The organism is Streptomyces sp. NPDC020983 (assembly GCF_044333485.1).
Classification (GTDB): Bacteria; Actinomycetota; Actinomycetes; order Streptomycetales; family Streptomycetaceae; genus Actinacidiphila.
Map to the genome: position 1 here is coordinate 269999 of NZ_JBIRRA010000005.1, position 25639 is coordinate 295637.

A 25639-nucleotide genomic window follows, 5' to 3' on the forward strand; every position below is an offset into this window, starting at 1 on the left:
CCCGGGGCGGGCCGCCCGGTTCGGCCCGGGGGGGGGGGGGCCGGGGGGGGGGGGGGGGGGCCCCCGGCCGGGGGCGCCCCCGGCGGGGGGGGGGGGGGGGGGGGGGCCCCCGGCCCCCCCCCCGCCGCCACGGACCTCCCGTCAGGCCTGCGCGTCCGTACCCGAGTCGAAGCCGATGCGGGCGAGCACGCCCCACCGGCCCTCCTCCCGGGTCACGACGTAGACCGAGTCGAAGACGCCGAGCAGCCCGCCCCCGGCGTCGTACCGCCCGAACCGCACCGTGGCGTGCACCTGCTCCGCCGAGACCTGCGGATACCCGACCTCCAGCCAGCCGCTGCGGCGCCAGCCGGACGCCAGCAGCGCGGTGAGATCGTCCTGCGACTCCTTGAGGTACTCCTCCGCGGTCTGCCAGACCGTCACCGCGCCTTCGTGCACGCGGATCTGCGGGAAGTGCAGGGTCGCGGTCCACTGCTCCATGTCGTGGCTGTTGAGCCCGTCGAGGAAGGCGTCCAGAGCTGCTCGGGCCTCCTCGATGACACCGGTCCGGTCGGCGGGGGATAACGCGGTCATCGTGCGCCTCTGCTTCCTTCGTCGGTTCGTCGTTTTCGTCGTGCCCGGTTTTCCGGAGAATTCGGCGGAAACGCAGCGGCGGTGCCTTCGGCGCGGGGTGAAAACCGCCGAGCGCGTCTCCCGCTCCGCCCCGACGCTAGCGCAGAACCGCCGTGCGGGAACAGTGCCCGCGGCCGCCCCGCGGCACACCCGGCGGATGCCGGGGATACGGCCGACGTGCGCTTTCCTGGTCCTCGGACCAGGTTCCCCCCGGCCGTTCGACCGGTGTCCGGCGAATCCCCGCGGGATGCAGAATTGCTGTGCCGGATACCGCCTCCCCGTGAATGTCCGGACCGTACGGGGCGGGGCCGGATTCCCTTGTCCGGTACGGCGCCGCCCGTTCCGCCGGGCGTGGCCGGGACCTCCGCGCAGGCGAATCGACTTCCGCTCCCGACGACGAGGAAACGAGCCCATGGACCGCTTGCCAGCCGCTCCGGAGGCCGGGGCCGGGGCCGGGGTCCGGGAGGCCGCCGGGCGCCCTGCCCGCGAACTGCCCGGCGCAGGCCCGTCCGCCGTCCCGTACGCGCGGACGCACGGCACGGGGACGAGGTCCGCCGACCCGGCAAGGGCGCTGCTGCACCTGGAGTGGCGGCCCCGCCCCGCCGCGGCGGCGCCGCCCGCCGGGCGGACCGCGGACGTGCTGGGCGGTGGCGCATCCCTGGTGGCCGCCCTGCGGGCGTCCGGCGCGCGCGTCGCCGTCCACCCGGACGCGGCCGCCGCCGCACGGCACCCCGTGGTGCTCGCCCCCTTCCTGCCCCCTCCCGGCGGCGCGCGCGCCGGCGCGGCCGGGGCGCCCGCTGCCGCGCTGGCCCTGCTGCAGTCCTGGCTGGCAGGACGCGGCCGCACCGGTGGACGGCTGGTCGTGGTCACCCGGGGCGCGGTCGCCGGCGCCACCACCGAGGACGTACCCGACCTGGCACACGCACCGCTGTGGGGCCTAGTGCGCTCGGCCCTCGCCGAGCACCCGGACGCCTTCGCGCTGCTGGACGTCGACGGGACGGAGGCGTCCTGGAGGGCGCTGCCCGCGGCCGTCGCCTCGGGCGAGCCGCAGCAGGCGCTGCGGGAGGGCGTCGTACGGGTGCCCCGGCTGGTCCCCGCGCCGCCCGCCGGTGCGCCGGAGGGCAGCGGGTTCGGCCCCGGAAGCACGGTCCTCGTCACGGGTGCGGCGGGCGCGCTCGGCGGGCTGGTCGCCCGGCACCTCGTCCACGCCCACGGCGTACGGCGGCTGGTGCTCGCCGGGCGGAACGCCGCCGACGCGCGGCTCACGGCCCTGGCCGCGGGCCTGCGGCGGCTGGGCGCCTCGGCGGTGCCGGCGGGCTGCGACATGACCGACCGGGCCGCCCTCGCCGCCCTGCTGGCGCCCACGCCCGGGACTCGCGCGATCACCGCCGTCGTGCACTGCGCGGGCACGGTGGACGACGCGGTCCTGACCCGGCTGACGCCGCGCCGGATGGCCGGTGTCCTCGCCGCCAAGGCCGAATCCGCCCGCCACCTCCACGAACTGACGCAGGACCTGGACCTGACCGCTTTCGTCCTCTTCTCCTCCGCGGCCGGGGTGCTGGGAGCGCCGGGCCGGGCCAACTACGCCGCCGCCAGCGCCTTCCTGGACGCCCTGGCCCACCATCGGCGGGCGCGCGGAATGCCCGCGCTGTCCCTGGCCTGGGGACCGTGGGCGCAGCGCGGCGGCATGGCGGACCCGCTGGAACTCCACCGGTCGGCACGCAGCGGCATCCTGGGCCTGACCCCCCGCCGGGGCCTCACGCTGCTCGACGCGGCCCTGGGCGCCGGCCGGCCCGCTCTCGTACCGGTGCGGCTGGACACCGCACGGCTGCACGCCCCGACCGCGGACCCGGCGCGAGTGCCGGGAGTGCTGCGGGCACTGCTGCGGCCCCTCCCGCCGGCGCCGCACGCCGCGGCGTCCGGGGCCCCGGCGTGACGCCCGGGCCGCCAGGCCCCGACGAGCGCGGCCGGCCGTCCGGACCGCCGGACGGCAGCAGGAACGGACAGCCGAAGAGCGGACAGCCGGACGCGCGGGCACCCGCCCCTGTCTCCGGAGCAGAGGCACGCCGCACCGGGCCCCGGCTCTCTGGCGCACCGGTACGCCGCCCGCGGCACCCGGCTCCCGAAGCGCCACCGCCCCCGACGCCCGCCCCTGTCTCCGGAGGAGAGGCACGCCGCACCGGGCCCCGGCTCTCTGGCGCACCGGTACGCCGCCCGCGACGCCCGCCCGCGGTATCCGCCCCGGCTCCGGCGCACCGGGACGCCGCCCGCGGCTTCCGAAGCGACACCGCCCCGTGCAACCCGCCCCCGAAGCACCGACACCCCGCCCACCGGGCCCAGGAGATCCGCGCATGCCCTTCCTCGAACTCGACGACGTCCGGCTCTTCTACACCGACGACCTGCCGGACGGCGCCCCGGCGCCGGGCTGGCTCGGCGTGCCGACCGTGCTCGTCCACGGCTGGCTCGGGACGTCGGACAGCTGGATCCACCTGCTGCCGGCGCTGCGGCGGCGGTGCCGGACGGTGACCGTGGACCTGCGCGGGCACGGGGCCAGCCAGGCCCCCGACTCCCGTTACGACGCGGCGGAGTTCGCGGGCGACCTCGCGCGGGTGCTGGCCCGGCTCGCACCGGGGCCCGCGGTCGTCCTGGGCCATTCCATGGGTGCCTCGCTGGCCTCCCTCCTCGCCGTCGGGCACCCGGAGCTGGTGGCCGCGCTCGTGCTGGTCGACCCCGACTACGGCGGCAGGCCCGAGGAACGCGAGCGGCTGCTGCCGATGGCCCGGCAGCCCGATCCGGCCCGGGTGTCCCGGGACGCCGCCGGTCTGGTGGCCCGGATCGACGCCGCCACCGGGCCGGACCACCTGCGCGAGTGGCACCGGCGCGACATCGAGCGGATGCCGCCCTTCGTCGTCGCCCGCAGCCTGCTGCGGAACCTGGACGCCCCGAGCTCCCTCCGTTTCGCCCCGCAGGCAGGCCCGCTGCTGGCCAGGCGGCGGCAGCCCGTCCTCGCCTTCCACCGCGACCCGTGGCGCGAGGCGCTCGAACGTTCCCACGCCACCGCCGCGACCAGGGTGCTGGCCGTCCGCGACACCGGCCACTGGATTCACCAGGAGCGCCCGGAAGTCGTCGTCCGCGAACTGGAGGCATGGCTGCGCGGACTGCCCCCGGTGACGGAATGAAAGCGGTGCGTGCCGCCCGGTGATTCGTTCCGTCCCGACCGGGAGTAATCGGCGGTCAGGCCCCGCCGTGTGCTGCCCGGGCGGGCGAACCACCGGGCCGGCGCCCATTGCTCCGCTTTTTCTGACAATGCACTTGGCGCCGGCTTGGCGCCGCCGCCCGCCGCCGGGCGCGTGAATTCTGCACTGCCACCGGTGAAATCCTCACGATCCGCCGCAAATCGCCGCCCCGGCGGGCGGTACCAGGCCGCGTGGGTGGGGTGATAACGGCAGGAGTGGGTGCGGTCCGGGCGAGTCGGCCGTACGGTGTGAAATGCCGTGAAGCGAGCGTCCATAACACCGGGCCGAACGGGGCCAGCGCAATGGCAGCCGCGCGTGTCATGGGTGTCTGATACTGTCGAAAACGTCAATCAGCAAAGGGCTGCACGGAAAGGCGCGGTCCGCACTGAGGGCAATAGGACAGGAATAGGGATCCGGCCGCGGTGGTTCCCGGGTATTCACGGGCAGGGCGGAATGAATTCACCATTGATTCCCGTGTCGCCGCCGTGGCCGGCCGCGCCCGGAAACAGCTGATCCGGCATCGGGGACGCGCCGTCCCGGCGGGGGACAGCACCTCTCGCGCGCCGCCGGCCGGGCATCGGGCCGCAGGCGGGCGCGTGGTACGCGCATGTGGAGATCGGGGGACGGTCTTGCGAGGGCAGGAAAATTTCACTGAGCTTGTGCTGCGCCATGCCGCCGAGCGGCCGGAGGAGGAGGCCTACGTCTTCCTGCCCGGCAACTCGCCGGACGCCGCCGCGCAGCGGCTGACGTACGCGCAACTGGACGCCGAGGCACGGCGGATCGCCTCCTGGCTGCAGAGCAGGGGTGCGGCCGGCGGTCAGGTGCTGCTGCTGTACCCCTCCGGCCTGGAATTCGTGAAGGCCTTCGTCGGCTGCCTCTACGCGGGCAGCGTCGCGGTGCCCGCCCCACTGCCGGGCGAGAACAACCAGGCCGCGCGGCTCACCGGCATCCTGCGGGACGCCGAGGTGCGCGCGGTGCTCACCGGCTCCGCCGACGAGCCGGACGTCAGCGCGTGGCTGCGCGCGTCGGGCGCCACCGGGATCGAGGTCCTGGCGAGCGACGACCCCGCCCAGGGCGCGGCGGGGGAGTGGACGCGCCCGCTGCTGACGGGCGATTCGCTGGCGTTCCTCCAGTACACCTCCGGCTCCACCAGCGAGCCCAAGGGCGTGATGGTCTCGCACGGGAACCTGCTGGCCAACGAGCTGGCCATCTCCCACTCCCTGGGCACCGGCGAGGGCGTGAGGATGGGCTGCTGGCTGCCCGCCTACCACGACATGGGCCTGATCGGGCACATACTCCACTCGCTCTACGCGGGCGGCTCGACGGTGCTGATGGCCCCGGTCACCTTCCTCATGCGGCCGGTGCGCTGGCTCCAGATGATCGGCGACCACGGCGTCGCCGTGAGCGGCAGCCCCAACTTCGGCTACGACCTGTGCCTGCGCCGGATCACCGACGAGCAGCTCGCCACCCTGGACCTGAGCAGCTGGCGGCACGCCTGCAACGGTGCCGAGCCGATCCGCGCCGAGACGGTGCGCGCCTTCACCGAGCGCTTCGCCCCGGCCGGTTTCCGCCCCGAGAGCTTCTTCCCCTGCTACGGCATGGCCGAGACGACGCTGCTGGTCTCCGGGACCCCGGCCGGCCGCAGCCCGGTCCTGCGCACCGTGGACGCGGCGGCGCTGGAGCAGGGCCGGCTGGCCGGGGCCGCGCCGGACGCGGGCACCCGCACGCTGGTCAGCAGCGGCGTGGTCGACCCCGCCGACTACAGCGTGAAGATCGTCGACCCCGACGCCTGCACCGAGCAGCCCGACGGGCAGGTCGGCGAGATCTGGGTCAAGGGCGCGAGCGTGTCCTCGGGCTACTGGAAGCGCCCCGACGTCAACGCCCGGATCTTCGACGCCGGCATCGTCTCCGCGGCGGGCACGGACACCGGCTGGCTGCGCACGGGCGACTTCGGCGTGCTGGAGGCCGGGGAGCTCTACGTGACCGGCCGCCTGAAGGAGATGATCCTCATCAACGGGCGGAACATCTACCCCCACGACGTGGAGCGCGCGGTGCAGGCCCTGCACCCGGCCTTCCGCGGCGGCGCGGGCGCCGCCTTCTCGGTGGACGGCGGCGAGGAACACCTCGTCCTGGTGCAGGAGTTCCGCCGCGCCGCGGCGCAGGACCCGGCAGGGCTCTGCGCGCAGATCCGCGCCCACGTCCGCAGCGAGTTCCAGGCCAGCTGCAGCGTCGTCCTGGTCCGCCCGGCCACGGTCCGCAAGACCACCAGCGGCAAGATCCAGCGCACCCTGATGCGGGCGCTCCTGCTGGAGGACCGGCTCGATCCCGTCCACCAGGACCTGGACCGCCAGGTGGCCCGCCTCGTCACCGGCCCGCTGGCCACCCCGGTGGGCTGAGCCGTGGACCACACGACCACCGCGCCGCACGCGCCCCTCACCCACGCCGCCCCGTACCCGGCGGCCCACCGCCTGGCCGAGCAGCTGGAGTGGGATCTCGGCGACCCGGACGATCCGGGGACGGTGCTCAGCCACGCCCGCAGCCTGGCGCTGGACGAGCGCGAGGACTTCCCCGAAGGACCCTGCGACCGGCTGGACGAGCTCGGCCTGCACGGCTTCTACGTCCCGGCGGCGCACGGCGGGCGGCTGGCGGACTACGAGCAGCTGATGCAGCTGATGCGCACGGTCGCCCGCCGCGACCTGACGGTCGCGGTCGCCCACGGCAAGACGTACCTGGGTGCCGTCTGCGTCTGGGTGGGCGGTTCGGCGGAGCAGTGCCGCCGGCTCGGCGAGGCCGTCGCAGGCCGGGCGCGGGTCTCCCTCGCGCTGACCGAACGCGCCCACGGCAGCGACCTGCTGGCCGGTGACGTGCTGGCGGAGCCGGACGCGGGCGGTGCCGCGGGCTACCTGCTCACCGGTGAGAAGTGGCTGATCAACAACGCCACCCGCGGCAGCCTGCTGTCCGTGCTCTCCCGCACCGACCCGGCGGGCGGCCCGCGCGGCTACTCCGTGCTGCTGGTCGACAAGCGCGAGCTGCCGGCCGGCACGTACCGGCACCTGGACAAGGTGCGCACGCACGGCATCCGCGGCGCCGACATCTCCGGCATCGCCTTCGACCGCGCCCCGGTCCCGGCCGGCGCCGTGGTCGGCGAGGTGGGCGGCGGCCTGGAGACGGTGCTCAAGGCGCTCCAGCTGACCCGCACCATGTGCGCGGCGCTCTCGCTGGGCGCCGCCGACCACGTGCTCGCGCTCGGCCTGGACTTCGCCGCCGGGCGCAGCCTGTACGGCAGGCCGCTCGCGGAACTGCCGCAGGCCCGCCGCACACTCGCCGAGGCCGCCGCCGACGTGCTGGCGGACGAGGCCCTGGCACTCGTGGCGGCCCGCGCGGTGCAGACCCTTCCGGCGGAGCTGTCCGTCGTCTCCGCGGTCACCAAGTACCTGGTGCCGACGCGTACCGAGGGCGTCGTCACCGCGCTGACGCGGCTGCTCGGCGCCCGCGCCTTCCTCAAGGACGTCTACGCCGGGGGCCGTTTCCAGAAGGTCGACCGGGACCACCGGATCGTCGGCCTCTTCGACGGCAACACCCTCGTCAACCTGAATTCGCTGATCAGCCAGTTCCGGTTGCTGGTCCGTGCCTTCCGGCGGGGCGCCGGCGACGTGGGCGGAGCGGCCGCGGCCTTCCGGCTGGGGGCGCCGCTGCCGCCCGCCGACCTCGGCCGCCTCTCGCTCATCGCCCGGCAGGGCAGCGGGGTGCTGGCCGCGCTGCCGGGCTGCGTCGCGCGGCTGCGCGCCCTCGCCGCGGGCGACACCGCGCTCGTGCCCGCGCTGCGCGCCGCCGAGCGGCTCGTGGACGCGGTGGAGGGGGTGCACGCGGAGATGGCGGCGCTGCAGGACGCGCAGACCGAGGTGCCGCCCGCCGCCTTCGACGCCGCCCGACGGTTCGCGCTGTGCTTCGCGGCCGCGGCCTGCGTCGGCCTGTGGACGTACAGCCACGCCGAGGCGGAGGCGGGTGCGACGGCGCCGCTGTGGCGGGACGCGCTGTGGCTGCGGGCCGCGCTCGCCCGGCTGCTGGGCGCACTCGACGTACCGGACGCGGCCGACCCGGAGGCGCTGGACGCCGTCCTCGACGCGGTCACCGCTCTGCACGACAGCGGCCGGCTGGTCTCGCTGCTGCCCCTGTCGCTGCGGCCCGGCGCCGCAGCCGCGGACGGGACGGGCCGGCCGGCCCCCGCCGTCCCCGCCACCGCGCCGGCTGCGGGGAGGGCGTCATGACGGCCCATCAGGTGGAGCGGACCGACCAGGAGGCCCTCGTCGCCGCCCGGGTCGCGGAGCTGCGCGCCGCCTTCGGCGATCCCGCCGACCCGGCCAACCCGGTCGGCGACGCCGCGGTCCTGGCCGCCGACGAGGCGGGCGAGCTGCCGGCGGCCGGCGAGAAGCTGCTGGACGCCTTCGGCCTGAACGCCGAGTTCGTCCCCGCCGCCCTCGGTGGCCGGCTGGAGCGGCTCGACGGCCTGACCCGCGTCCTGCGCGAGGTCTTCCGGCGCGACGTCGCGCTCGGCCTCGGCTACGGCGTCACGTCCTTCATGGCCTCGGTCAACGTGTGGGCCGAGGGCGACGCGCGCCAGCAGGCCCGCCTGGCGCGGATCCTGCTCGACGGGGGCCGCGTCTCCGTGGCCTACCACGAGCTCGCGCACGGCAACGACTTCCTGCGCAACGACTTCGAGGCCCGCGTCCAGCCGGACGGCTCGTTCGTGCTGCACGGCGCCAAGCAGGTCATCAACAACGCCGCCCGCGCGCAGGCGTGGCTGCTGTTCAGCCGCACCGACCCCGCACCCGGGCCGCGCAGCCACTCCGTGCTGATGGTCGAGCGCGCCCAGGTGGCGCCGGAGCGGCTGGCGTTCCTGCCCCGCTACGGCACCTCCGGCGTACGCGGCTGCCTGCTGTCCGGGCTGGAGGCCGACGGCGCCGCCGTCCCGGCGACCGCGCTCGTCGGCGCGCTCGGCCACGGCGCCGACGTGGCCCTGCGCTCCTTCCAGCTCACCCGCAGCGCCCTGCCCGGCATGGCCCTGGGCGCCGCGGACAGCGCGCTGCGCACCGTCGTCTCCTTCGCCGCCGGGCGGCGCCTGTACAAGCGCACCGTGGCCGAGATCCCGCAGGCCCGGGACACCCTCGGCGGCGCCTTCCTCGACCTTCTCACCGCCGACTGCCTGTGCCTGGCCGGCACCCGCGCCGTGCACCTGCTGCCGGAGGAGGCGAGCGTCTACGCCTCGGTGGTGAAGTACCTGGTGCCCGCGCTGCTCCAGCAGCTCGTGCAGGACCTGTCCGTGGTGCTCGGCGCCCGGTTCTACCTGCGCGAGGGGGAGACCGGCGTGTTCCAGAAGCACCTGCGCGACCTCCCGGTGCTGAGCCTCGGCCACGCCGGCGCCGCCGCCTGCCAGGCGACGGTCATCCCGCAGCTGCCGCGGCTCGCCCGGCGCTCCTGGTTCCGCACCGCCCCGGCCCCCGACACGCTGTTCGAGCCGCACACCGACCTGCCCGGGATCCCCTTCGGCCGGCTCTCGCTGGCCGCCGACCGGGACAGCCTGAGCGCCTCGCTGGTCGCCGCCGCGGACACCCTGCCGGACGGCACCCCGCACGAGGCGGCCGTGCGCGCCCTGGCGGGGCACCTCACCGCCGAGCTGCGGCTGATCCAGCAGGAGAGCCTCGCGCTCGCGCCGGTGGACCGCACCGCGCTGGCCTCCCCGGCGAGCTTCGCGCTGTCCGACCGCTACGCCGTGGTGCTGGCCGGCGCCGCCGTGCTCGGCGTGTGGCGCCGCGCCCGGGACCGGGGGACCGACGCCTTCCTCGCCGACCCCGCCTGGGCCGCCGCCGCCCTGCACCGGCTCGTCCGGCGGCTCGGCCGCCACCCGGACGCGCTGCCCGGGGACTGCGCCGCACGTGTGCAGGAGGAGCTGCTGCGCCGGCATGCCGGGCGGCGCAGCTTCGACCTCTACGCCACCGCGCCGGCCGGCTGACGGATCCTGCCGGCCCGCCCGCGAACCCTCATACGGATCTGGAGGAACCCGTGACCGACACCACCACCGACAGTTCGGCGCAGCCGCACACCGCCGAGTCGCTGGCGGCCTGGCTCATCGGCCGCGTCGCCGCGTACACCAGGCTGCCGGAGTCCGAGATCGACCCGGCCGCGCCGCTGACCGGCTACGGCCTCGACTCCGTGGCCGCCCTCAGCCTCTGCGGCGACATCGAGGACGAGTTCGACCTGATCGTCGAGCCCACCGTCGCCTGGGACCACCCCACCGTCGACGCGCTCGTCGGCCACCTGCTCGGCGAGCTCGGGCAGCGGCCGGAAAGCGCGTGACGGGCACCCAGCCACCGCCGGCCCGAAGGTCCCCCTTCCGGCCGCCGGCACCCCGGCCGGAGGGACCCCGGCGCCGGCAGATGCCGACCTCTTTCACCTAAGGAACGACAATGCACCTCAGCCCCAGCCCCTCCTGGCCGCAGATCGTGCTGGCCGTACTGCTGGCCTCGGACGTCCTGATGTCCGTCCGCCCGCTCCCGTTCATCCAGGCCTGCCTCGACGGCGTGAAGCTGCCGCGGGACTGGTGGTGGGTGCTCCTCGTGGTGAAGACCCTCGCGATCGTGGGCCTGCTGGTCGGCATCAAGCACGACGGCATCGGCTTCAGCGCGAACGTCGGGGTGATCGTGTACTTCGTGTGCGCGTCGATCGCGCACATCCGGGCCCGCTTCACGAAGCAGGAGTTCTGGGTCAACTGCCTGGGATTCCTCGCCGTGGCGGTCGCCGCCTTCGTCATCTCCTTCGCGGTCTGAGGAAGAGTCCATGAAGAAACCGCCGAAGAACCTCGGCCTGCTGTTCGACTGGCACGCCGAGCAGTCACGTACCACGACCATGATCCTCGACCGGCCGTTCGACATCGCGCCCGACGCCGGCACCGAGTACGACGCCGCCGCGCTCGCCGGCCTGGTGCAGGAGGCCTCCGGCTGGCTGTACGCGGCCGGCGCGCGCAGGGGCGACCGGATCGCCGTCGTCAAGCGCAACCACTTCGACATGGTCCTGCTCGCGGCCGCCGCCGCGCGCATCGGGGCCACCGCGGCCACGATCTCCGGCGCGAACTACCCCGAGCACCTCGCCGAGATGCTCGGGCGGCTCGACCCGGCGGTCACGCTGATCACCTCCCAGGTGCTCCAGGCCGCCGAGCGCGCGGGGGTCGACCTCACGTCCTACGGCAAGACGGTGCTGATCGACGGCGGTGCAGGGGACGCCGGAGCCGGCCTGCCGGCGCTCGACGGGCTGCGCGGCAGTCCCGTGCCGGCGCTCGACCTGAAGGCCGACAGCGAGCAGATGATGATCACGCACACCTCGGGCACGACGAGCACACCCAAGCTCGTCGCCCACACCGCGGACTCCTGCCGGGCCGGCACCAAGCTGGAGCTGCTGCCGATGCCCATCGCCGTCAACGGGCCGAAGGACGTCTGCCTCAGCTCGATATCCTTCGCGCACTCGCGGGCGTACGCCTGGGCCATGGCCCAGCTGCGGTGGGCCCCGAAGGCCCTGCTCATCGCCAGCAGCCACGAGGCCGGGGACGTCGAGCGGCTGCTGGAGCGCGTGCAGCCGACCACGATCGAGGCCACCCCGAACGTCTTCCAGGCCTGGGTGCCGCTGGTACGCCGGCGGCCGGAGCTGTTCGCCCGGGTCCGGTACTACATGAACACCTTCGACCTCATGCACCCGTCGATCGCCCGGCCCTTCGTGAACGCCTCCAAGCGGCGGTTCCTGCTGTGGGGCCACAGCTGGGGCCAGAGCGAGGTGGGCCCGATGGCCGGCTTCGGCTACACCCGCGGCCAGATCAACCGCCGGGCCGCCGCCGGCGGGGACATGAACATGATGGGCAACCCGTGGCCCGGTCTGGTGAGCATCAAGGCCGCCGACCCCGAGACGGGACGGCCCGTCAAGCGCGGCCAGGTCGGTGTCCTGTTCGCCAGGGCCAAGTCGATCTGCGTCGACTACGTCGGCGAGACGGACCGCTTCACCGAGAAGTGGAAGGGCGACTGGTGGAACACCGGTGACGTCGGCTACAAGGACGCCCTCGGCCGTATCCACTTCGTCGACCGCGCGGTCGACGCCATCCCCGGCGGCAGCGCCACGGAGCTGGAGAGCAAGCTCCTGGAGCGGATCGGGAACGCCGTCGAGGTCATCGTCCTGACCCGCGGCGAGCAGCCCCCCGTCCCCGTCGTCAGCCTCGACGGGCCCGACCTCGGTGCCGACGAGTGGGCCGAGGTGGCGCGCGGACTGCCCGCCATGGCCGAGCCGGTGTTCATCCCCTGGCACCGCCTCCCGCGGACCTCCACCTGGAAGGTGCGCCGCAAGGAGCTGCGGTCGATGGTCTTCGCCGACAGCCCCGACACCACCGTGCTGGAGGAGCGATTCACGTGACCCCGACTACCGACCCGTACGCCACCGCCCTGGAGTCGGTGCTGCGGGGCGTCCCCTACAACAGCGCGACGGAGTACCTGCACTGGTACGACAAGAGCGACCCCGACCCCCGGCACGGCGTGGCGTGCATCCACCAGACGCTGTACGTCGCGGAGCGGGCGGCGGCACTGGGCGCCCCGCAGGCCGTGATCCTCCAGGACATGCGGCACATCGCGGCGGTCTTCGAGGACGACGGCGCCGTCGTCGTCCTCGACCCGTACCTGATGCACCTGACGCCGATCGTCTTCCCGGCCGAGGCGGTCGCGCGCGGCCACTGCGAGGTCGAGGTCGACGCCGCGCCGGTGCGGCGGGACGAGCAGGGCGGGGAGCACCCCGCGCGGCTCACCGCCGTCTACCGGTCCTCCGGGGACGGCTACCGGATCCGGCTGAGCTACGCGAAGTACAGCGTGCAGAACGGCGCCTACTTCCTGAGCCGGCACTTCACCCTGCGCTCCGAGAACCGCTTCGACTTCGCCCGCTTCTCCGCCGACATGCTCGCGCTGCTCACCCACCCCGAGCAGAACAGCGTGTCGATCCGGGCGATCGTGACGGACACCGCGGCCAGGGCGGTGACCGCCGAGGCCATCATCCCGCTCAAGGACTTCGCCGAGTGCGAGTTCTCCGCCCGCGACATCTGGCTGCGCTCGGGCCAGGGCGTCGCCACCCGCAACGGCGACGGCCCCGCGTCGGACGCGGTGTGGGCGGATCTGGAACGCACCACCGGCCTGGGCCGCGAGGACATCGAGGAGCACCTCGTGTCGGCCGCGCAGGTCTACCAGAAGATCGCCGACCACCGGACGGAACTCCCGGACTACCACCTGCAGGACGCATGACGAATCCACAGCTCACCAACCTGCGGCGGGTCTTCGTCGCGGGCACCATCCAGGGCTCCAACGAAGGCCTGCGGATCGACGACCAGTCCTACCGCGAGCAGATCTCGGCCCTGGTCCGCGCCCGCTTCCCCGCCGCGGAGTGCTTCGACCCGAGCTCCGAGGTCACCCGCCGGCTCGCCGACCCGGAGACCCTGGCGCTCGTCGGCACGCTCATGGGGGATCCGCCCCCGGTCCTCGACCTGGGGTCGCTCCCGCCCGAACTCGGCGCGCTGCGCGCGACGTTCAACGCGATGACCGCGGAGGCGGCGACGTGCGACCTGTGCGTCGCCTACCTCCCCGGCCGCACCCTGAGCATGGGCACGGCCATGGAGATGCAGGCCGCCTTCGCGGCGGGCGTCCCGATCGCCGCGGTGACGTCCCTGGTCGACAACCTCGCGGTGATGTCGGTGTCCACCTGGGTCGTACGCGACCTGGACGCCCTCGCCGTACTCCTCGACGGCCAGGCCTGACCGGCACACCCCGCACGTCCCGTGCCGCGGGCCCGACTGCCCCGGGTCCGCGGCACGGGTCACCGCGGTGCGGGCTCCCCGGCTCCCGCGGCCGCGGCCAGCTCCTGCCGCAGCCGCGTCAGGCGGGCGATCTCCGCGTCCAGGGCCGCCAGCCGTGCGGCCACCACGTCGCTGAAGGCGCCCTCCCCGCGGCACTCACCGGGCCGGTCCCCCGCGAGCGCGTCCAGCCGGTCGGCGCGCCGGCGCACGTCCTCCAGCGTGAGCCCCAGGGCCAGCAGCTCACGGATGGCGCGGACCCGCTCCACCTGCGCCGGCCCGTACTCGCGCTGGCCCGACGGGCTGCGCGGCGGGGGCGGCAGCAGCCCGCGGGCCTCGTACAGGCGCAGCGCGCGCGGTGTCGTCCCTGCCGCTGCCGCCGCCTCGCCGATCCGCATGCCCGCTCCGCCCGCCGCGTCCTACAACTCCACGACCGCCGCCCCGAAGGACCGGCCGGCGATCAGTGCGGGCAACGCTCCCGGGGCGCCCTCCATTCCGCGGACGGGGGTGTAGGGGAAGTGGATCGCACCCGCCCGCAGCCACTCCCCGAAGCGCGCCTCCCACTCCGCCTCGACGTCCGGGTGGTCCACGCCGCTGTAGCCGGCGACGGTGATGCCCCGGGTCAGCAGCCGGTAGGTGTCGAGCACCGCCGGCGCGCTGCCGCCCGCGCGGTCCGGGTCCAGCTGCCCGGCCAGCGCGCCCACCAGGGCGAACCGCGCGCGCCGGTTCGCCGCCCGGACGGCGGCCGTCAGCTGCTCGCCGCCCACCGTGTCCAGCACGACGTCGACGCCGCCCGGGGCCGCCTCGGCGAGCCGCTCGCCGAAATCGCCCTCCCCGCGCAGCACGACGGCGTCGTAGCCCAGCTCCTCCCGCAGCCGCGCGGCCTTGGCCGGCGAGCCGGTGCTCCCGACGACGCGGGCGGCGCCCAGCAGCCGGGCGATCTGCCCCGCGAGCGTCCCCACCGCTCCCGCCGCGCCGGTCACCAGCACGGTGTCGCCCTCGTGGACGGGGGCCAGCCGGGTCAGCGCCCCGTACGCCGCGGAGCCCTGCGCGAGATACGCCACCGGATCGGGCAGCGGCCCGTCCAGCACCCGGCACTCGGCTGCGGCGGGCACCGCGTACTCCCGCCACCCCTGCAGGTGCAGCACCAGCCGCCCCTTCTCCAGCGGTCCCTCGACCACCTCCCCGACGGCGGGCCCGAACAGCGCGTCCCCCGGGTGCAGGGGCGGCAGCGGAACGTCGCGGGTCTCACCCCCGATGAGGGTGCGCAGGCCGGGGAAGACCAGGAAGTGCGTGTTGCGGACGAGGACCTGCCCCGCCTGCGGGCGGGGCACGGCCTCCGCCACCAAGTCGAAGTCGTCCGTGGCGGGCAGCCCTTCGGGGCGGCGGACCAGCCGGACAAGACGATGCGTCGCGTTCATGCCCGGACGCTAAGCCCTGCCCCGCGGGTCAGGGGCAAGCCCGCCGGGCCCGCCGCGCCCCCGCCGGCCCCGCTGTCAGGTCGACTCGCGGATGATGAGCTTGCACGGCACCGTCTGCGCCCCCTGGGACGGGTGGCCGTCGATCGCGTCGAGGAGGCGCAGGGCGGCGATGCGGCCGATCTCCGTGAGGTTCATGTCGATGGTGGTCAGGGGCGGGCGGGCGGCCAGGGCCATCGTGTCCCAGTTGTCGTAGCCGATCACGGCGATGTCCTCGGGGACGGCGCGGCCGGACTCGCGAAGGGTGTCGGTGACGCCGCGGGCGATCTGGTCGTTGCCGCAGAAGAAGGCGTCGGTGCCGGGGGCGGTGCGCAGGACGGCGTGGGCGGCGCGGCGGCCCCACGCCTCGCTCCAGTCGCCGAAGTGGACGCGGCCGCCGGACAGTTCGAGGCCGGCCTCGGCGAGCTGGGTCTCGGCCAGGTGGGCGCGCCGGCTGGCCGCGGCGTGGTGGGCGGGGCCGGTGACGTGGGCGATGCGGCGCCGGCCCGAGGCGATGAGGTGGTCGACGGCGAGCCGGGCGCCGCCCTCGTCGTCGGAGGTGACGGACATGTCGGCGGGGTCGGTGGAGGGGGCGAGGGCGTAGACGGTGGGGACGCCGTGCAGGCCCTGGAGGGGGTCGCGGGGGTCGGTCCGGCGGCCGGTCACGATGATGCCGTCCACCCGGCGGGCCAGCAGCGTCCGGACGTAGTGGCGTTCGCGGATCGCGTCGCCGCGGGTGTCGCACAGCAGTACGGAGATCTTGCCCGCGCCGAGCGCGTCCTCGGCGCCGAGCAGCACGGGGGTGCTGAAGCGGCCGATGCCGTCGGTCGTGACGAGGCCGACCGTCCATGTGCGCCCTGCCAGCAGGATCCGCGCGGCCTCGTTGGGCTGGAAGTCCAGCCGCCGCGCGGCGGCGAGCACCCGCTCCCGGGTCTCCGGCCGCATCCGGCCGTTGCCGCTCAGCGCTTTCGAGGCGGTGCCGACGCTGACCCCGGCCAGCGCGGCGACGTCGGTGAGCGTCACGCGTCCGGCGGCGGCGGGACGACGGTCGGTCTCAGTCACAGGCAATCCTTTGCTCGTTTCCACGGCAGCGTTCATCCTGCCAGCACCCGGCGCATGTCCCAAGTCCGGGAAGCAGGGGTTTCGCCGTCCGGTGCCGTGGCGTGAGGGGCCGTGCGCGGACGCTCCACACCCCGTCAGGCGGCCCGCGCCGCCGGGAGGCAGGAACTTTTTCCTGTTGTTCACAGGCTTGACGCGTCCACCCCGTCGCCCTAGGTTACCGGCCAAGAAAACCTTTGCGCACAGCAGGGGAGCGCGTGGCACGGGCCGGTGAACCCACCGTCCACCTCCGCCCTTTCGCCTGTGGTCCCTCGCCGCACCTACGACCCGGGGAGATCCATGTCCCGCACCCGCCGGATACCCGTCCCACGCGGACCCGTACGCCCCGGCTCAGAGGCGCACTCGGCCCTGACGCCGGCCACCGGAGCGGCGATCCTGGGCGGCTTCTGGCACGCCCGGCGCGCGGTGAACGCCACGGTCAGCGTCCCGCAGGGGCCGGGGCTCCTGGAGTCGGCGGGCAACCTGCACGACCTGCGCCTGGTCGCCGGCGCCGCCGAGGGCGCCTTCGAGGGCGACTACCCCTTCATGGACTCCGACGTCTACAAGTGGCTGGAGGCCGCCGCCTGGCAGCTCGGGCAGGAGGGCCCGGCGGCACCGGCGGGCCCCGGCGACACCCGGGCCGCCGACTGCGCCGCACTGCAGAAGGACGTCGACCGCATCGTCGCCCTCGTCGCCGCGGCCCAGCAGGCCGATGGTTACCTGAACACCTGGGTCCAGGCGGGCAAGGGCGGCGGCCGCTACGCCGACCTGCGCTGGGGCCACGAGCTCTACTGCGCCGGGCACCTCATCCAGGCCGCCGTCGCCCACCACCGCAGCACCGGCGGCACCGAACTGCTGGACGTCGCCGTCCGGTTCGCCGACCACATCGACGCCACCTTCGGCCCGGGCAAGCCGGTCGACGGCTTCGACGGCCATCCCGAGGTCGAGACGGCGCTGGTCGAGCTCTACCGCGAGACCGGCGAGCGCCGCTACCTCGACCTCGCCGGCTACTTCGTCGACCGCCACGGCCACGGCGTGCTCGGCGGCGAGGCCTACTGCCAGGACCGGGTGCCGCTGCGCGCGCAGGAGAACGTCGAGGGCCACGCCGTGCGCCAGCTCTACCTGCTCGCCGCGGCCGCCGACCTGGCCGCCGAGACCGGTGACGCGGAGCTGCGGGCGGCGTGCGAGCGGCTCTGGTCGGCGATGGTCGCGACCAAGACGCACATCACCGGCGGCCTGGGCGCCCACCACCACCACGAGGAGTTCGGCGACCCGTACGAGCTGCCCACCGAGCGCGCCTACTGCGAGACCTGCGCCGCCGTCGCGTCGGTGCACTACAGCTGGCGGATGGCGTTGCTCACCGGTGACGCCCGCTACGGCGACCTCATCGAACGCACCCTCTTCAACGGCCTCCTCGCCGGGGTGTCGCTGGACGGCGACCGCTGGCTGTACGTCAACCCGCTCCAGGTGCGCGACGGCCACACCGACACCGGCGGCGACCAGTCCGCCCGCCGCACGCGCTGGTTCCGCTGCGCCTGCTGCCCGCCCAACGTGATGCGGCTGCTGGCCAGCCTGGAGCACTACGTCGCCAGTGGCAGCGCCGCCGGCCTCCAGCTCCACCAGTACGCCACCGGCCGCTACACCGTGGACGCCGGCGGCACCGCACTGAGTGTGAGCGTTAACACCTCCTATCCGCACGACGGCGCCGTCACGGTCACGGTGGAGGACGCCGACGGTGACGCGAACGCCGCCGCCCGGCCGTGGACGCTCTCGCTGCGCATCCCCCAGTGGTGCCGTCACTACTCGGTGACGGTGGCCGGGCAGCGGCTGGCGGATCCGGTGGTCGAGGAGGGCTGGCTGCGTGTCGAGCGGGCCTGGGCGCCGGGCGACGAGGTCGTGCTCGACCTCCGGCTCGACGTACGGTGCACGGCCGCCGACCCGCGGGCGGACGCGGTACGTGGTTGCGTCGCCATCGAGCGCGGCCCGCTGGTCTACTGCCTCGAACAGATCGATCAGGACGGTGGCGGCCTGGACGACCTGGTGCTCGACCTCTCCCGGCCGCTGACCGCGGCCGAACGCCCCGACCTGCTCGGCGGTGTGGTCACCGTCCGGGCCACCGGCCGCCGCGTCGCCGCCCCCGCCGCAGCGGGCGCCGGGTGGTGGCCCTACCGGGAGGCGGACTCCGCCGCCGGCACGGACCCCGGTGAGACGGTCGCGCTCACCGCCATCCCCTACCACGCGTGGGCGAACCGCCGCGACGGCAGCATGCGCGTCTGGATCCCCACGGCACCCCCCGCCGGCTGACCCGGCGGCCGCCGCCTCCCTCTCCCTTCCCTCCCTCCCCCTCCTCCCGCCCCGAGCGCATTCCCACCCCTCCCGGCGGCGGCCCGCAGCCGCCGCCGGCCCTCAGGAAAGTCAAGGACGACACGACCATGAGACACACGCGCACCGCCCTCGTCGCCGCGGCCGCGGCATCGTTCGCGCTGATCGGCGTCAGCGCCTGCGGGGGCTCCGGCTCCGGCTCCGGCGGCTCCTCCTCCGCGGCCTCCGGCACGTACACCTTCTGGGACCCCTACCCGCAGTTCGGGCCCTCCGACGCCTGGGCGAAGCTCGTCGCCTCCTGCGGCAAGCAGGCGGGGGTGAGCGTCAAGCGGACCGCGCTCGACACCACGGACCTGAACAACAAGGCGCTGCTGGCGGGCCAGAAGGGCAATCTGCCGGACCTGATGATGGTCGACAACCCCATCGTCTCCACCCTCACCGAGGCCGGCATCCTCAACAAGACCGCCGACGTCGGCCTCGACACCGCCGCGCTGCAGAAGAACATCGTGGGCGCGGGCGTCGTGGACGGCTCCGCCTACGGCGTCCCGATCGGGGCCAACACCCTCGCGCTGTACTACAACGCCGACGTCCTGAAGAAGGCCGGCGTCGACCCCGCCTCGATCAAGGACTGGGCCTCGCTGACGGCGGCCCTGGAGAAGGTCAAGGCCGGCGGCTCCAAGGGCATCAGCTTTGGCGCGATCGGCACGGAGGAGGGCAGCTTCCAGTTCCTGCCGTGGTTCTGGGGCTCGGGCGCGGATCTGAAGACCCTCGACAGCCCCGAGGGCGTGAAGGCGCTGACGCTCTGGAAGGACTGGGTCGACAAGGGCCTGGCCCCCAAGGACGTCCTCACCAACACGCAGACCACCGCGTGGCAGGAGTTCGCGACCGGGCAGTACGCCTTCGGCGAGAACGGCACCTGGCAGCTCGCCAACGCCAAGAAGGCCGGCTTCCACTACGGGATCATCAACATCCCGGGCGTCAACGGCGGTTCGGCGCCCGTGCCGACGGGCGGCGAGTTCGTCACCGTGCCCGTGCAGAAGGACGACGGCCGCTACGCCGTCGACAAGAAGATCGTCGAGTGCCTGACCAGCAACGCCAACTACCTCAGCACCGACACCACGCTCTCCTACATCGCGCCGGTCGCCGCCGTCCAGGCGCAGCAGGTCGCCGCCGACCCCGGCCTCAAGCCCTGGGTGTCCGCGCTCGCCGCTGCCCGCGGGCGCACGAGCGACGGACTCGGAACGCGCTACCCCGTCATCTCGGAGCAGCTGTGGGGGGCGGTGCAGAGCGCGCTGTCCGGCTCCAAGTCCCCGCAGGACGCCCTCGCGGCGGCCCAGCAGGCCGTCAAGAACCACCAGAGCTGAGCCACGACGGCAGACCGAGGAGTCACGCGCATGGTCACCACCCGCGCCGGGAGCCTGGAGCGGCAACCGGCCGTCCCCGGGACGGAGCCGGCCGGCGTCCGTCCCGACCGCCCGCCCGCCCGGCGCCGCCGGCGCGGGGTGAACCCCTCCCAGCTGGTGGCGTGGGCGTTCGTCGCCCCGGTCGTCGTGTACCTGGGAGCCTTCTACGCCTACCCGCTGTACCGCAACGTCGACCTGTCGGTGCGGCACTACACCGTCCGCTCCTTCGTCCAGGGCGGCGCGCCGTACTCGGGGCTGGACAACTTCCGGCAGGTCGTCGACGACCCGGCCTTCGCCGACACGCTGCGCAACACGATGGTCTTCACCCTGGTGTCGATCCTCTTCCAGTACGCCCTGGGCCTGGCGCTCGCGGTGTTCTTCAACCGGCGCTTCCGGCTCGCGCCCACACTGCGCGCGCTGTTCCTCATCCCCTGGCTGCTGCCGCTGATCGTGTCGGCCTCCACGTGGTCCTGGATGTTCAACAGCGAGTCCGGGGTCGTCAACTACGCCCTGCACTTCGCCGGCGTCGACCCGGTGGCCTGGCTCGCCTCCCCGCACTGGGCGCTCACCTCCGTGATCATCGCGAACATCTGGATCGGCATCCCCTTCAACCTGGTCATCCTCTACAGCGGCCTGCAGAACATCCCGGCCGAGCTGTACGAGGCGGCGAGCCTGGACGGGGCGAGCGGCTGGCAGCAGTTCCGGAGGATCACCTTCCCGCTGCTGCGGCCGGTCTCGGCCATCACCCTGCTGCTGGGGCTGGTCTACACGCTCAAGGTCTTCGACCTGATCTGGATCATGACCAAGGGCGGCCCCGGCAACTCCTCGTCGACCCTGGCGACATGGTCCTACCGCTTCGGGTTCGGCTCGCTGCTGCCGGAGTTCGGGCCGGGCGCCGCGGTCGGCAACATCCTCATCCTGATCGCCCTGTTCTTCGGCCTCTTCTACATCCGCGTCCAGAGGAGGCTGGCGTGAGCTCCCGCGCCCGGCGTTCCCGCCGGTACACCGTCATCGGCGTCGTCCTGACCGCGATCATGCTCTTCCCGGTCTACTGGATGATCAACGTCTCCCTCACCCCGCAGCAGGACATGCGCAAGGACCCGCCCGACCTGCTGCCGCTGCACCCCACCTTCAGCGGCTACCGGTCGGTCGTCCGGGACCAGCTGCCCAACCTCGGCACCAGCCTGCTGATCGGCCTCGGCACCGTCGCCCTGACGCTCGTGCTCGCCGCCCCGGCCGGCTACGCGCTGGCCAAGCTGCGCCCGCGCGGGGCGGGGGCGCTCGGGCTGCTCCTGCTGGTCGCCCAGATGATCCCGGGCATCGTCATGGCGATGGGCTTCTACGGGATCTTCCTCAACCTCGGCATCATGGACACCTGGTGGGGCCTGGTGATCGCCGACTCGACCATCGCCGTGCCCTTCGGCGTCATGATCTTCGCGGCCTTCATGTCCGGCATCCCGGAGGAGCTGATCTCCGCGGCGCGGATCGACGGGGCGAACGTCTGGCGCACCTTCACCTCCGTGGTGCTGCCCGTCAGCCGCAACGCGGTCGTCACCGTCTCGCTGTTCAGCTTCCTGTGGGCGTGGTCCGACTTCGTCTTCGCCAACACCCTGGACGGCGGAGGCGGCATGCGGCCCATCACGCTCGGCATCTACAAGTACATCGGCAACAACAACCAGGAGTGGAACGCCATCATGGCCACCGCCGTCGTGGCCTCCGTTCCCGCCGCCGTGCTGCTCGTCCTGGCGCAGCGCTACGTCGCGGCGGGGGTGACCGCGGGCGCGGTCAAGGACTGACCGCGCCGGCGGTCCGCCGCCGCGAGGCCTCGCGGCGGCGGACCGCCCGGCGCGGAAAGCCTTGACGGCCCCGGGAGGGGCGGGGAGACTCACCGCGGCGAGATGTTTACGCAAACCTAGGTGTTTCCTCCCGTTTCGACCCCCTTGAGAGGTGACGCGATGTCCGCCCCACCGGCTCTGCGCACACCGTCCCACCGCCCCCGGTTCTTGCAGCTGTTTGCGTTCCCGTCCCTGTCCCCGGTGCCCTCCGCGTCCGGGTCCGCATCCGCGTCGCCTGCCCGCGGGTCCCTGCGCCGGCTGTGGCTGCTCCTCGTCGTGGCCCTGCTCGCGGCGACGGGCGCCGCGGTCACCGGCGCGAGCCCCGCCGCCGCGGCCGGGACGGCGACGTTCACCCCGGGCGCCGCCTGGCAGGACACCGCGGGCAGCGCCCTGCAGCTGCACGGCCTGGGCATCGTCAGGTCCGGTTCCACCTGGTACGGCTTCGGCGAGAACAAGGCGGGGGAGTCGTCCTCCAACGCGGCCTTCCAGTCCGTCGCCTGCTACAGCTCGTCCGACCTCGCGCACTGGACGCGGCAGAACGACGCCCTGACCCGGCAGAGCAGCGGCGACCTCGGCCCGAACCGCGTCGTCGAGCGTCCCAAGGTCCTCTACAACGCCTCCACCGGCACCTACGTGATGTACCTGCACATCGACAACAGCTCCTACGGGGAGGCCAAGGTCGGCGTCGCCACCAGCAGCACCCCCTGCGGGCCGTACAGCTACCGCGGCAGCTTCCAGCCGCTCGGCCAGCAGAGCCGCGACATCGGCCTCTTCCAGGACACCGACGGCACCGCCTACCTGCTCACCGAGGACCGCGCCAACGGGCTGCGGATCGACCGCCTGTCCGCCGACTACCTCTCCGTCGTCTCGTCCGTTCACCTCTTCGGCGACTACGAGGCCCCCGCGATGGTGAAGGCGGACGGACGCTACTACCTCTTCGCCTCCAGCCTCACCGGCTGGTCCACCAACGACAACGTCTACACGACCGCGACCTCCCTCACCGGCACCTGGTCCGCCTTCCGCCCCGTCGCGCCGGTCGGCACGCACACGTACAACTCCCAGACCGCCAACGTGATCCCGGTCGCCGGCACCGGCGGCACGGCCTACGTCTTCGCCGCCGACCGCTGGACCACCGCCGACCTCGGCTCGTCGCCCGAGGTGTGGCTCCCGCTGACCCTGAACGGCGGGACCGCGGCGGTCTCCTGGCAGAATTCCTGGAGCCTCGACACCGCCGCCGGCACCTGGACCGGCACGAGCAACCCCGCCGACGCCACGTACCGGATCACCGCCGCGAACAGCGGCAAGCGGCTCGACGTCAAGGACGCCGCGACCGCGGACGGCTCCGCCGTCGAGCAGTGGAGCGCCAACTCCGGCACCAACCAGCAGTGGATCCTGCACAGGGTGGCGGGCAGCACCTACACCGTGACCGGGGCCGGCAGCGGCAAGCCCCTCGACGTGCCCGGCGGCTCCACCGCGGCCGGAACCCACCTGGACATCCGGACCGCCGACGGCGGGGCGGGCCAGCGCTGGGTCCTCCAGGCCACCGGCGGCTACACGTCCTCGTCCAACACCTCGTACGTCCTGGTCAACCTCGGCAGCGGCCTGGTCGCCGATGTGGCCGGAGGGTCGACGGCCGACGGCGCCTTGGTCGAGCAGTGGAACGCCAACGGCGGAGGCAACCAGACCTGGTCGCTCGGCTGAGCACGACCGGTGCCCCGGGTCCCCGGCGCATGCCGGGGACCCTCCCCCCGCTCGGACGCGAGGGGCCGCCACCTGCCGCCCCCGGCGCGCCGGCCAGGCGGCACCCCCAGGAGGCCGGGAACGCGGCCGCCGTCCGCGTACGCCGGGCCGGACGGCACCACACTCTCCCGAGGCGGCCCGTACGGCTGCCCGCCGACCGCCCCGGCCCGCCCCGGCCCGCGCGGGCCCGGGCGGTCGGCGCGCCCGGTCACTCCTGCGTCGGCCCGAGGTCCGGGGTGTCGCGCAGGTCCACGGCGGGGCGGGCGGTGGCGTGCAGCTCCAGGACGACCACCGTGTTGCGCCCGCGGCGCAGCACCGGGCCCGGCACGTACAGCCGGCGCTGCGGGCCGCGGGACCAGTAGCGGCCCAGCGCGAAGCCGTTCACCCAGGCGCAGCCCTTGGTCCAGCCGGCCAGGTCGAGATAGGTGTCGGCGGGCTCGGCCACGTCGAACTCGCCGCGGTGGAAGGCCGGCCCGGCGACCGGAAGCGGCCCCGAGTCCGCGAAGTCCAGGCCCGACAGGTCGTCCAGCGGCAGCGCGGTGGACGTCCAGCCGGTCAGCGGCGCGCCGTTCGCCGTCACGGGGCCGGTCAGGCCCTTGCGGTCGTGCAGCCCGGGACCGTAGTTGACCCGGCCCTGGTTCTCGACCAGCAGCGCCAGCTCCGCGCCCGCGGCCGGGACGGTGACGGTCAGCGCCTCCTCGTGGCTCTCGCGTTCCAGGACGCCCGCGGGCTGCATGTTCACGAAAACCTGGGCGCGGTCGCGTACACCGGGTGCGTGCAGCAGGACCGGCCCGGCGGACGCCAGCCGCGTCCGGTAGAGCACGAATCCGAGACCGTTCCCGGCGCCGTGCCGGGCTGCCAGCTCCTCCAGGGTCAGCGGCCGCTCGCCGGGTACGGCGTCGCCGAGCGCGGCTGTCTGCGCGAGCAGCGGGGCGCGGGAGGTGAGGGTGATGCCGAGCCGGGTGAGCTTCTTCGACGGCGGGGGGAGCGGGGCGTCGGGGACGGGCGCGTGGCGGGCGATCACCTCGCGGAAGGCGGCGAATTTCGGCGTCGGGTCGCCCGCCTCGTCCAGCGGCGCGTCGTAGTCGTACGAGGTGACCGTCGGCCGGTAGGTGCCCTTGTCGTTGGCGCCGCTGGTGAAGCCGAAGTTGGTGCCGCCGTGGAACATGTAGAGGTTGACGCTCGCGCCGGCCGCGAGCAGCCGGTCGAGGTCGGCGGCGGCCGCGGCGGCCGGGCGCGCGGCGTGCACGCCCCCCCAGCGGTCGAACCAGCCGTTCCAGAACTCCGCGCACATCAGCGGGCCCCGGGGCCGGTGCGCGCGCAGCGCGGCGAGGTTCTCCGCGACCCGGCTGCCGAAGTTCGCGGTCGCCAGCACGCCCGGCACCGAGCCGCGCGCGAGGTCCGCGGGCTGGTCGCAGGTGAAGAGCGGGACGTCCACCCCGTGCCGGCGCAGCAGCTGCACCAGGCCGCGCAGATACGGCTGGTCGTCGCCGTAGGCGCCGAACTCGTTCTCCACCTGCACGGCGAGGACCGGCCCGCCCCGCGGGGCCAGATGCGGCACCGCCCGCGGCAGCAGCTCGGCGAAGAACCGCTCGACGGCGCCCAGGTAGCGCGGGTCGGTGCTGCGCAGCCGGATGTCCGGCTCGGCCAGCAGCCAGCCGGGGAGCCCGCCGCCCTCCCACTCGCCGCAGATGTACGGGCCCGGGCGCAGCAGCACGTACAGGCCCTCCTCGCGGGCCAGCCGCAGGAAGCCGTCCAGATCGAGCCCGTCCGCCCAGGTGAAGGAGCCGGGCCGCGGCTCGTGCAGATTCCACGGCACGTAGGTGTCCACGGTGTTGAGCCCGAGCAGACGCGCCTTGCGCAGCCTGTCGCGCCACTGGGCCGGGTGCACGCGGAAGTAGTGCAGGGCCCCGGAGAGGATGCGGAAGGGCTCGCCGTCGAGCCGGAATTCGTCCTGGTCGCTCTGCAGTACGGGCATGGGTCGCGGTCCTCCGGGGGAGTGGGGTGGATGACAGGGTTGATGGTTGCGCAAACATGGCCCGCCGTCATGTGCCACCGGCGACGCGGGGGCGGG

20 protein-coding genes are annotated in these 25639 nt (G+C 74.3%); 15 read left to right on the forward strand and 5 right to left on the reverse strand.

Features of this window, described 5'->3' with window-relative positions; translation table 11 throughout:
* Window positions 1-141: 141 nt before the first annotated feature.
* Window positions 142-570: a hypothetical protein gene (locus tag ACH4SE_RS12870; protein WP_398543389.1), complete on the reverse strand. Its 429-nt coding sequence runs from the start codon at window positions 568-570 to the stop codon at window positions 142-144.
* Between the two features lie 451 nt (window positions 571-1021).
* Between ACH4SE_RS12870 and ACH4SE_RS12875 the strand changes: the two genes are divergently transcribed.
* The 10 genes from ACH4SE_RS12875 (at window position 1022) to ACH4SE_RS12920 (ending at window position 13674) form a co-directional block, all read left to right on the forward strand.
* Complete coding sequence (locus tag ACH4SE_RS12875; protein ID WP_398543390.1) at window positions 1022-2545, forward strand: beta-ketoacyl reductase; 1524 nt, start codon at window positions 1022-1024, stop codon at window positions 2543-2545.
* A 415-nt stretch (window positions 2546-2960) separates the two neighbouring features.
* Window positions 2961-3788, forward strand: a complete 828-nt coding sequence (locus ACH4SE_RS12880) for an alpha/beta fold hydrolase (RefSeq protein ID WP_398543391.1) — start codon at window positions 2961-2963, stop codon at window positions 3786-3788.
* Between the two features lie 716 nt (window positions 3789-4504).
* Window positions 4505-6241 (forward strand): fatty acyl-AMP ligase, encoded by a 1737-nt coding sequence (locus ACH4SE_RS12885; RefSeq protein ID WP_398543392.1) that lies wholly within the window; start codon window positions 4505-4507, stop codon window positions 6239-6241.
* Between the two features lie 3 nt (window positions 6242-6244).
* Window positions 6245-8113 (forward strand): acyl-CoA dehydrogenase family protein, encoded by a 1869-nt coding sequence (locus ACH4SE_RS12890; RefSeq protein WP_398543393.1) that lies wholly within the window; start codon window positions 6245-6247, stop codon window positions 8111-8113.
* A complete protein-coding gene (locus tag ACH4SE_RS12895; protein ID WP_398543394.1) occupies window positions 8110-9855 on the forward strand; it encodes an acyl-CoA dehydrogenase in 1746 nt (581 codons plus the stop codon). Before ACH4SE_RS12890 ends, ACH4SE_RS12895 begins: the two co-directional genes overlap by 4 nt.
* Before the next feature lie 50 nt (window positions 9856-9905).
* Window positions 9906-10199, forward strand: coding sequence for an acyl carrier protein (locus ACH4SE_RS12900; protein ID WP_398543395.1), 294 nt, complete (start codon window positions 9906-9908; stop codon window positions 10197-10199).
* Between the two features lie 110 nt (window positions 10200-10309).
* Window positions 10310-10669 carry a DoxX family protein gene (locus ACH4SE_RS12905; RefSeq protein WP_398543396.1) on the forward strand — a complete coding sequence of 120 codons (360 nt, stop codon included), beginning with the start codon at window positions 10310-10312 and terminating at the stop codon, window positions 10667-10669.
* A gap of 10 nt (window positions 10670-10679) precedes the next feature.
* On the forward strand, window positions 10680-12293 hold the full coding sequence (locus ACH4SE_RS12910; RefSeq protein ID WP_398543397.1) for an AMP-binding protein: 1614 nt from the start codon (window positions 10680-10682) through the stop codon (window positions 12291-12293).
* Window positions 12290-13165 carry a hypothetical protein gene (locus ACH4SE_RS12915; RefSeq protein WP_398543398.1) on the forward strand — a complete coding sequence of 292 codons (876 nt, stop codon included), beginning with the start codon at window positions 12290-12292 and terminating at the stop codon, window positions 13163-13165. Before ACH4SE_RS12910 ends, ACH4SE_RS12915 begins: the two co-directional genes overlap by 4 nt.
* The gene (locus ACH4SE_RS12920) at window positions 13162-13674 is read left to right on the forward strand and encodes a hypothetical protein (protein WP_398543399.1); all 513 of its coding nucleotides are present in this window, start codon (window positions 13162-13164) and stop codon (window positions 13672-13674) included. Before ACH4SE_RS12915 ends, ACH4SE_RS12920 begins: the two co-directional genes overlap by 4 nt.
* Window positions 13675-13733: 59 nt before the next feature.
* On the opposite strand, the gene ACH4SE_RS12925 is transcribed toward ACH4SE_RS12920, so the two are convergent.
* The 3 genes from ACH4SE_RS12925 to ACH4SE_RS12935 all read right to left on the reverse strand — a co-directional run bounded on the left by ACH4SE_RS12925 (window position 13734) and on the right by ACH4SE_RS12935 (window position 16229).
* Window positions 13734-14108, reverse strand: coding sequence for a MerR family transcriptional regulator (locus tag ACH4SE_RS12925; protein WP_398543400.1), 375 nt, complete (start codon window positions 14106-14108; stop codon window positions 13734-13736).
* A 21-nt stretch (window positions 14109-14129) separates the two neighbouring features.
* Window positions 14130-15131: an MDR family NADP-dependent oxidoreductase gene (locus tag ACH4SE_RS12930; protein ID WP_398543401.1), complete on the reverse strand. Its 1002-nt coding sequence runs from the start codon at window positions 15129-15131 to the stop codon at window positions 14130-14132.
* Window positions 15132-15206: 75 nt separating this feature from the next.
* The gene (locus tag ACH4SE_RS12935; RefSeq protein ID WP_398543402.1) at window positions 15207-16229 is read right to left on the reverse strand and encodes a LacI family DNA-binding transcriptional regulator; all 1023 of its coding nucleotides are present in this window, start codon (window positions 16227-16229) and stop codon (window positions 15207-15209) included.
* A 336-nt stretch (window positions 16230-16565) separates the two neighbouring features.
* Here ACH4SE_RS12935 and ACH4SE_RS12940 point away from each other — a divergent pair, with 336 nt between their 5' ends.
* The 5 genes from ACH4SE_RS12940 (at window position 16566) to ACH4SE_RS12960 (ending at window position 23526) form a co-directional block, all read left to right on the forward strand.
* A complete protein-coding gene (locus tag ACH4SE_RS12940; RefSeq protein WP_398543403.1) occupies window positions 16566-18569 on the forward strand; it encodes a glycoside hydrolase family 127 protein in 2004 nt (667 codons plus the stop codon).
* 128 nt (window positions 18570-18697) lie between these two features.
* The gene (locus tag ACH4SE_RS12945) at window positions 18698-19951 is read left to right on the forward strand and encodes an extracellular solute-binding protein (RefSeq protein ID WP_398543404.1); all 1254 of its coding nucleotides are present in this window, start codon (window positions 18698-18700) and stop codon (window positions 19949-19951) included.
* 30 nt (window positions 19952-19981) lie between these two features.
* The gene (locus ACH4SE_RS12950) at window positions 19982-20965 is read left to right on the forward strand and encodes a carbohydrate ABC transporter permease (protein ID WP_398543405.1); all 984 of its coding nucleotides are present in this window, start codon (window positions 19982-19984) and stop codon (window positions 20963-20965) included.
* Window positions 20966-21024: 59 nt separating this feature from the next.
* A complete protein-coding gene (locus ACH4SE_RS12955) occupies window positions 21025-21786 on the forward strand; it encodes a carbohydrate ABC transporter permease (RefSeq protein WP_398543667.1) in 762 nt (253 codons plus the stop codon).
* A gap of 240 nt (window positions 21787-22026) precedes the next feature.
* Window positions 22027-23526 (forward strand): RICIN domain-containing protein, encoded by a 1500-nt coding sequence (locus ACH4SE_RS12960; protein ID WP_398543406.1) that lies wholly within the window; start codon window positions 22027-22029, stop codon window positions 23524-23526.
* Window positions 23527-23773: 247 nt separating this feature from the next.
* Here ACH4SE_RS12960 and ACH4SE_RS12965 read toward each other — a convergent pair whose 3' ends face one another.
* Window positions 23774-25543 carry a beta-galactosidase gene (locus ACH4SE_RS12965; RefSeq protein WP_398543407.1) on the reverse strand — a complete coding sequence of 590 codons (1770 nt, stop codon included), beginning with the start codon at window positions 25541-25543 and terminating at the stop codon, window positions 23774-23776.
* Between the last annotated feature and the right edge of the window lie 96 nt (window positions 25544-25639).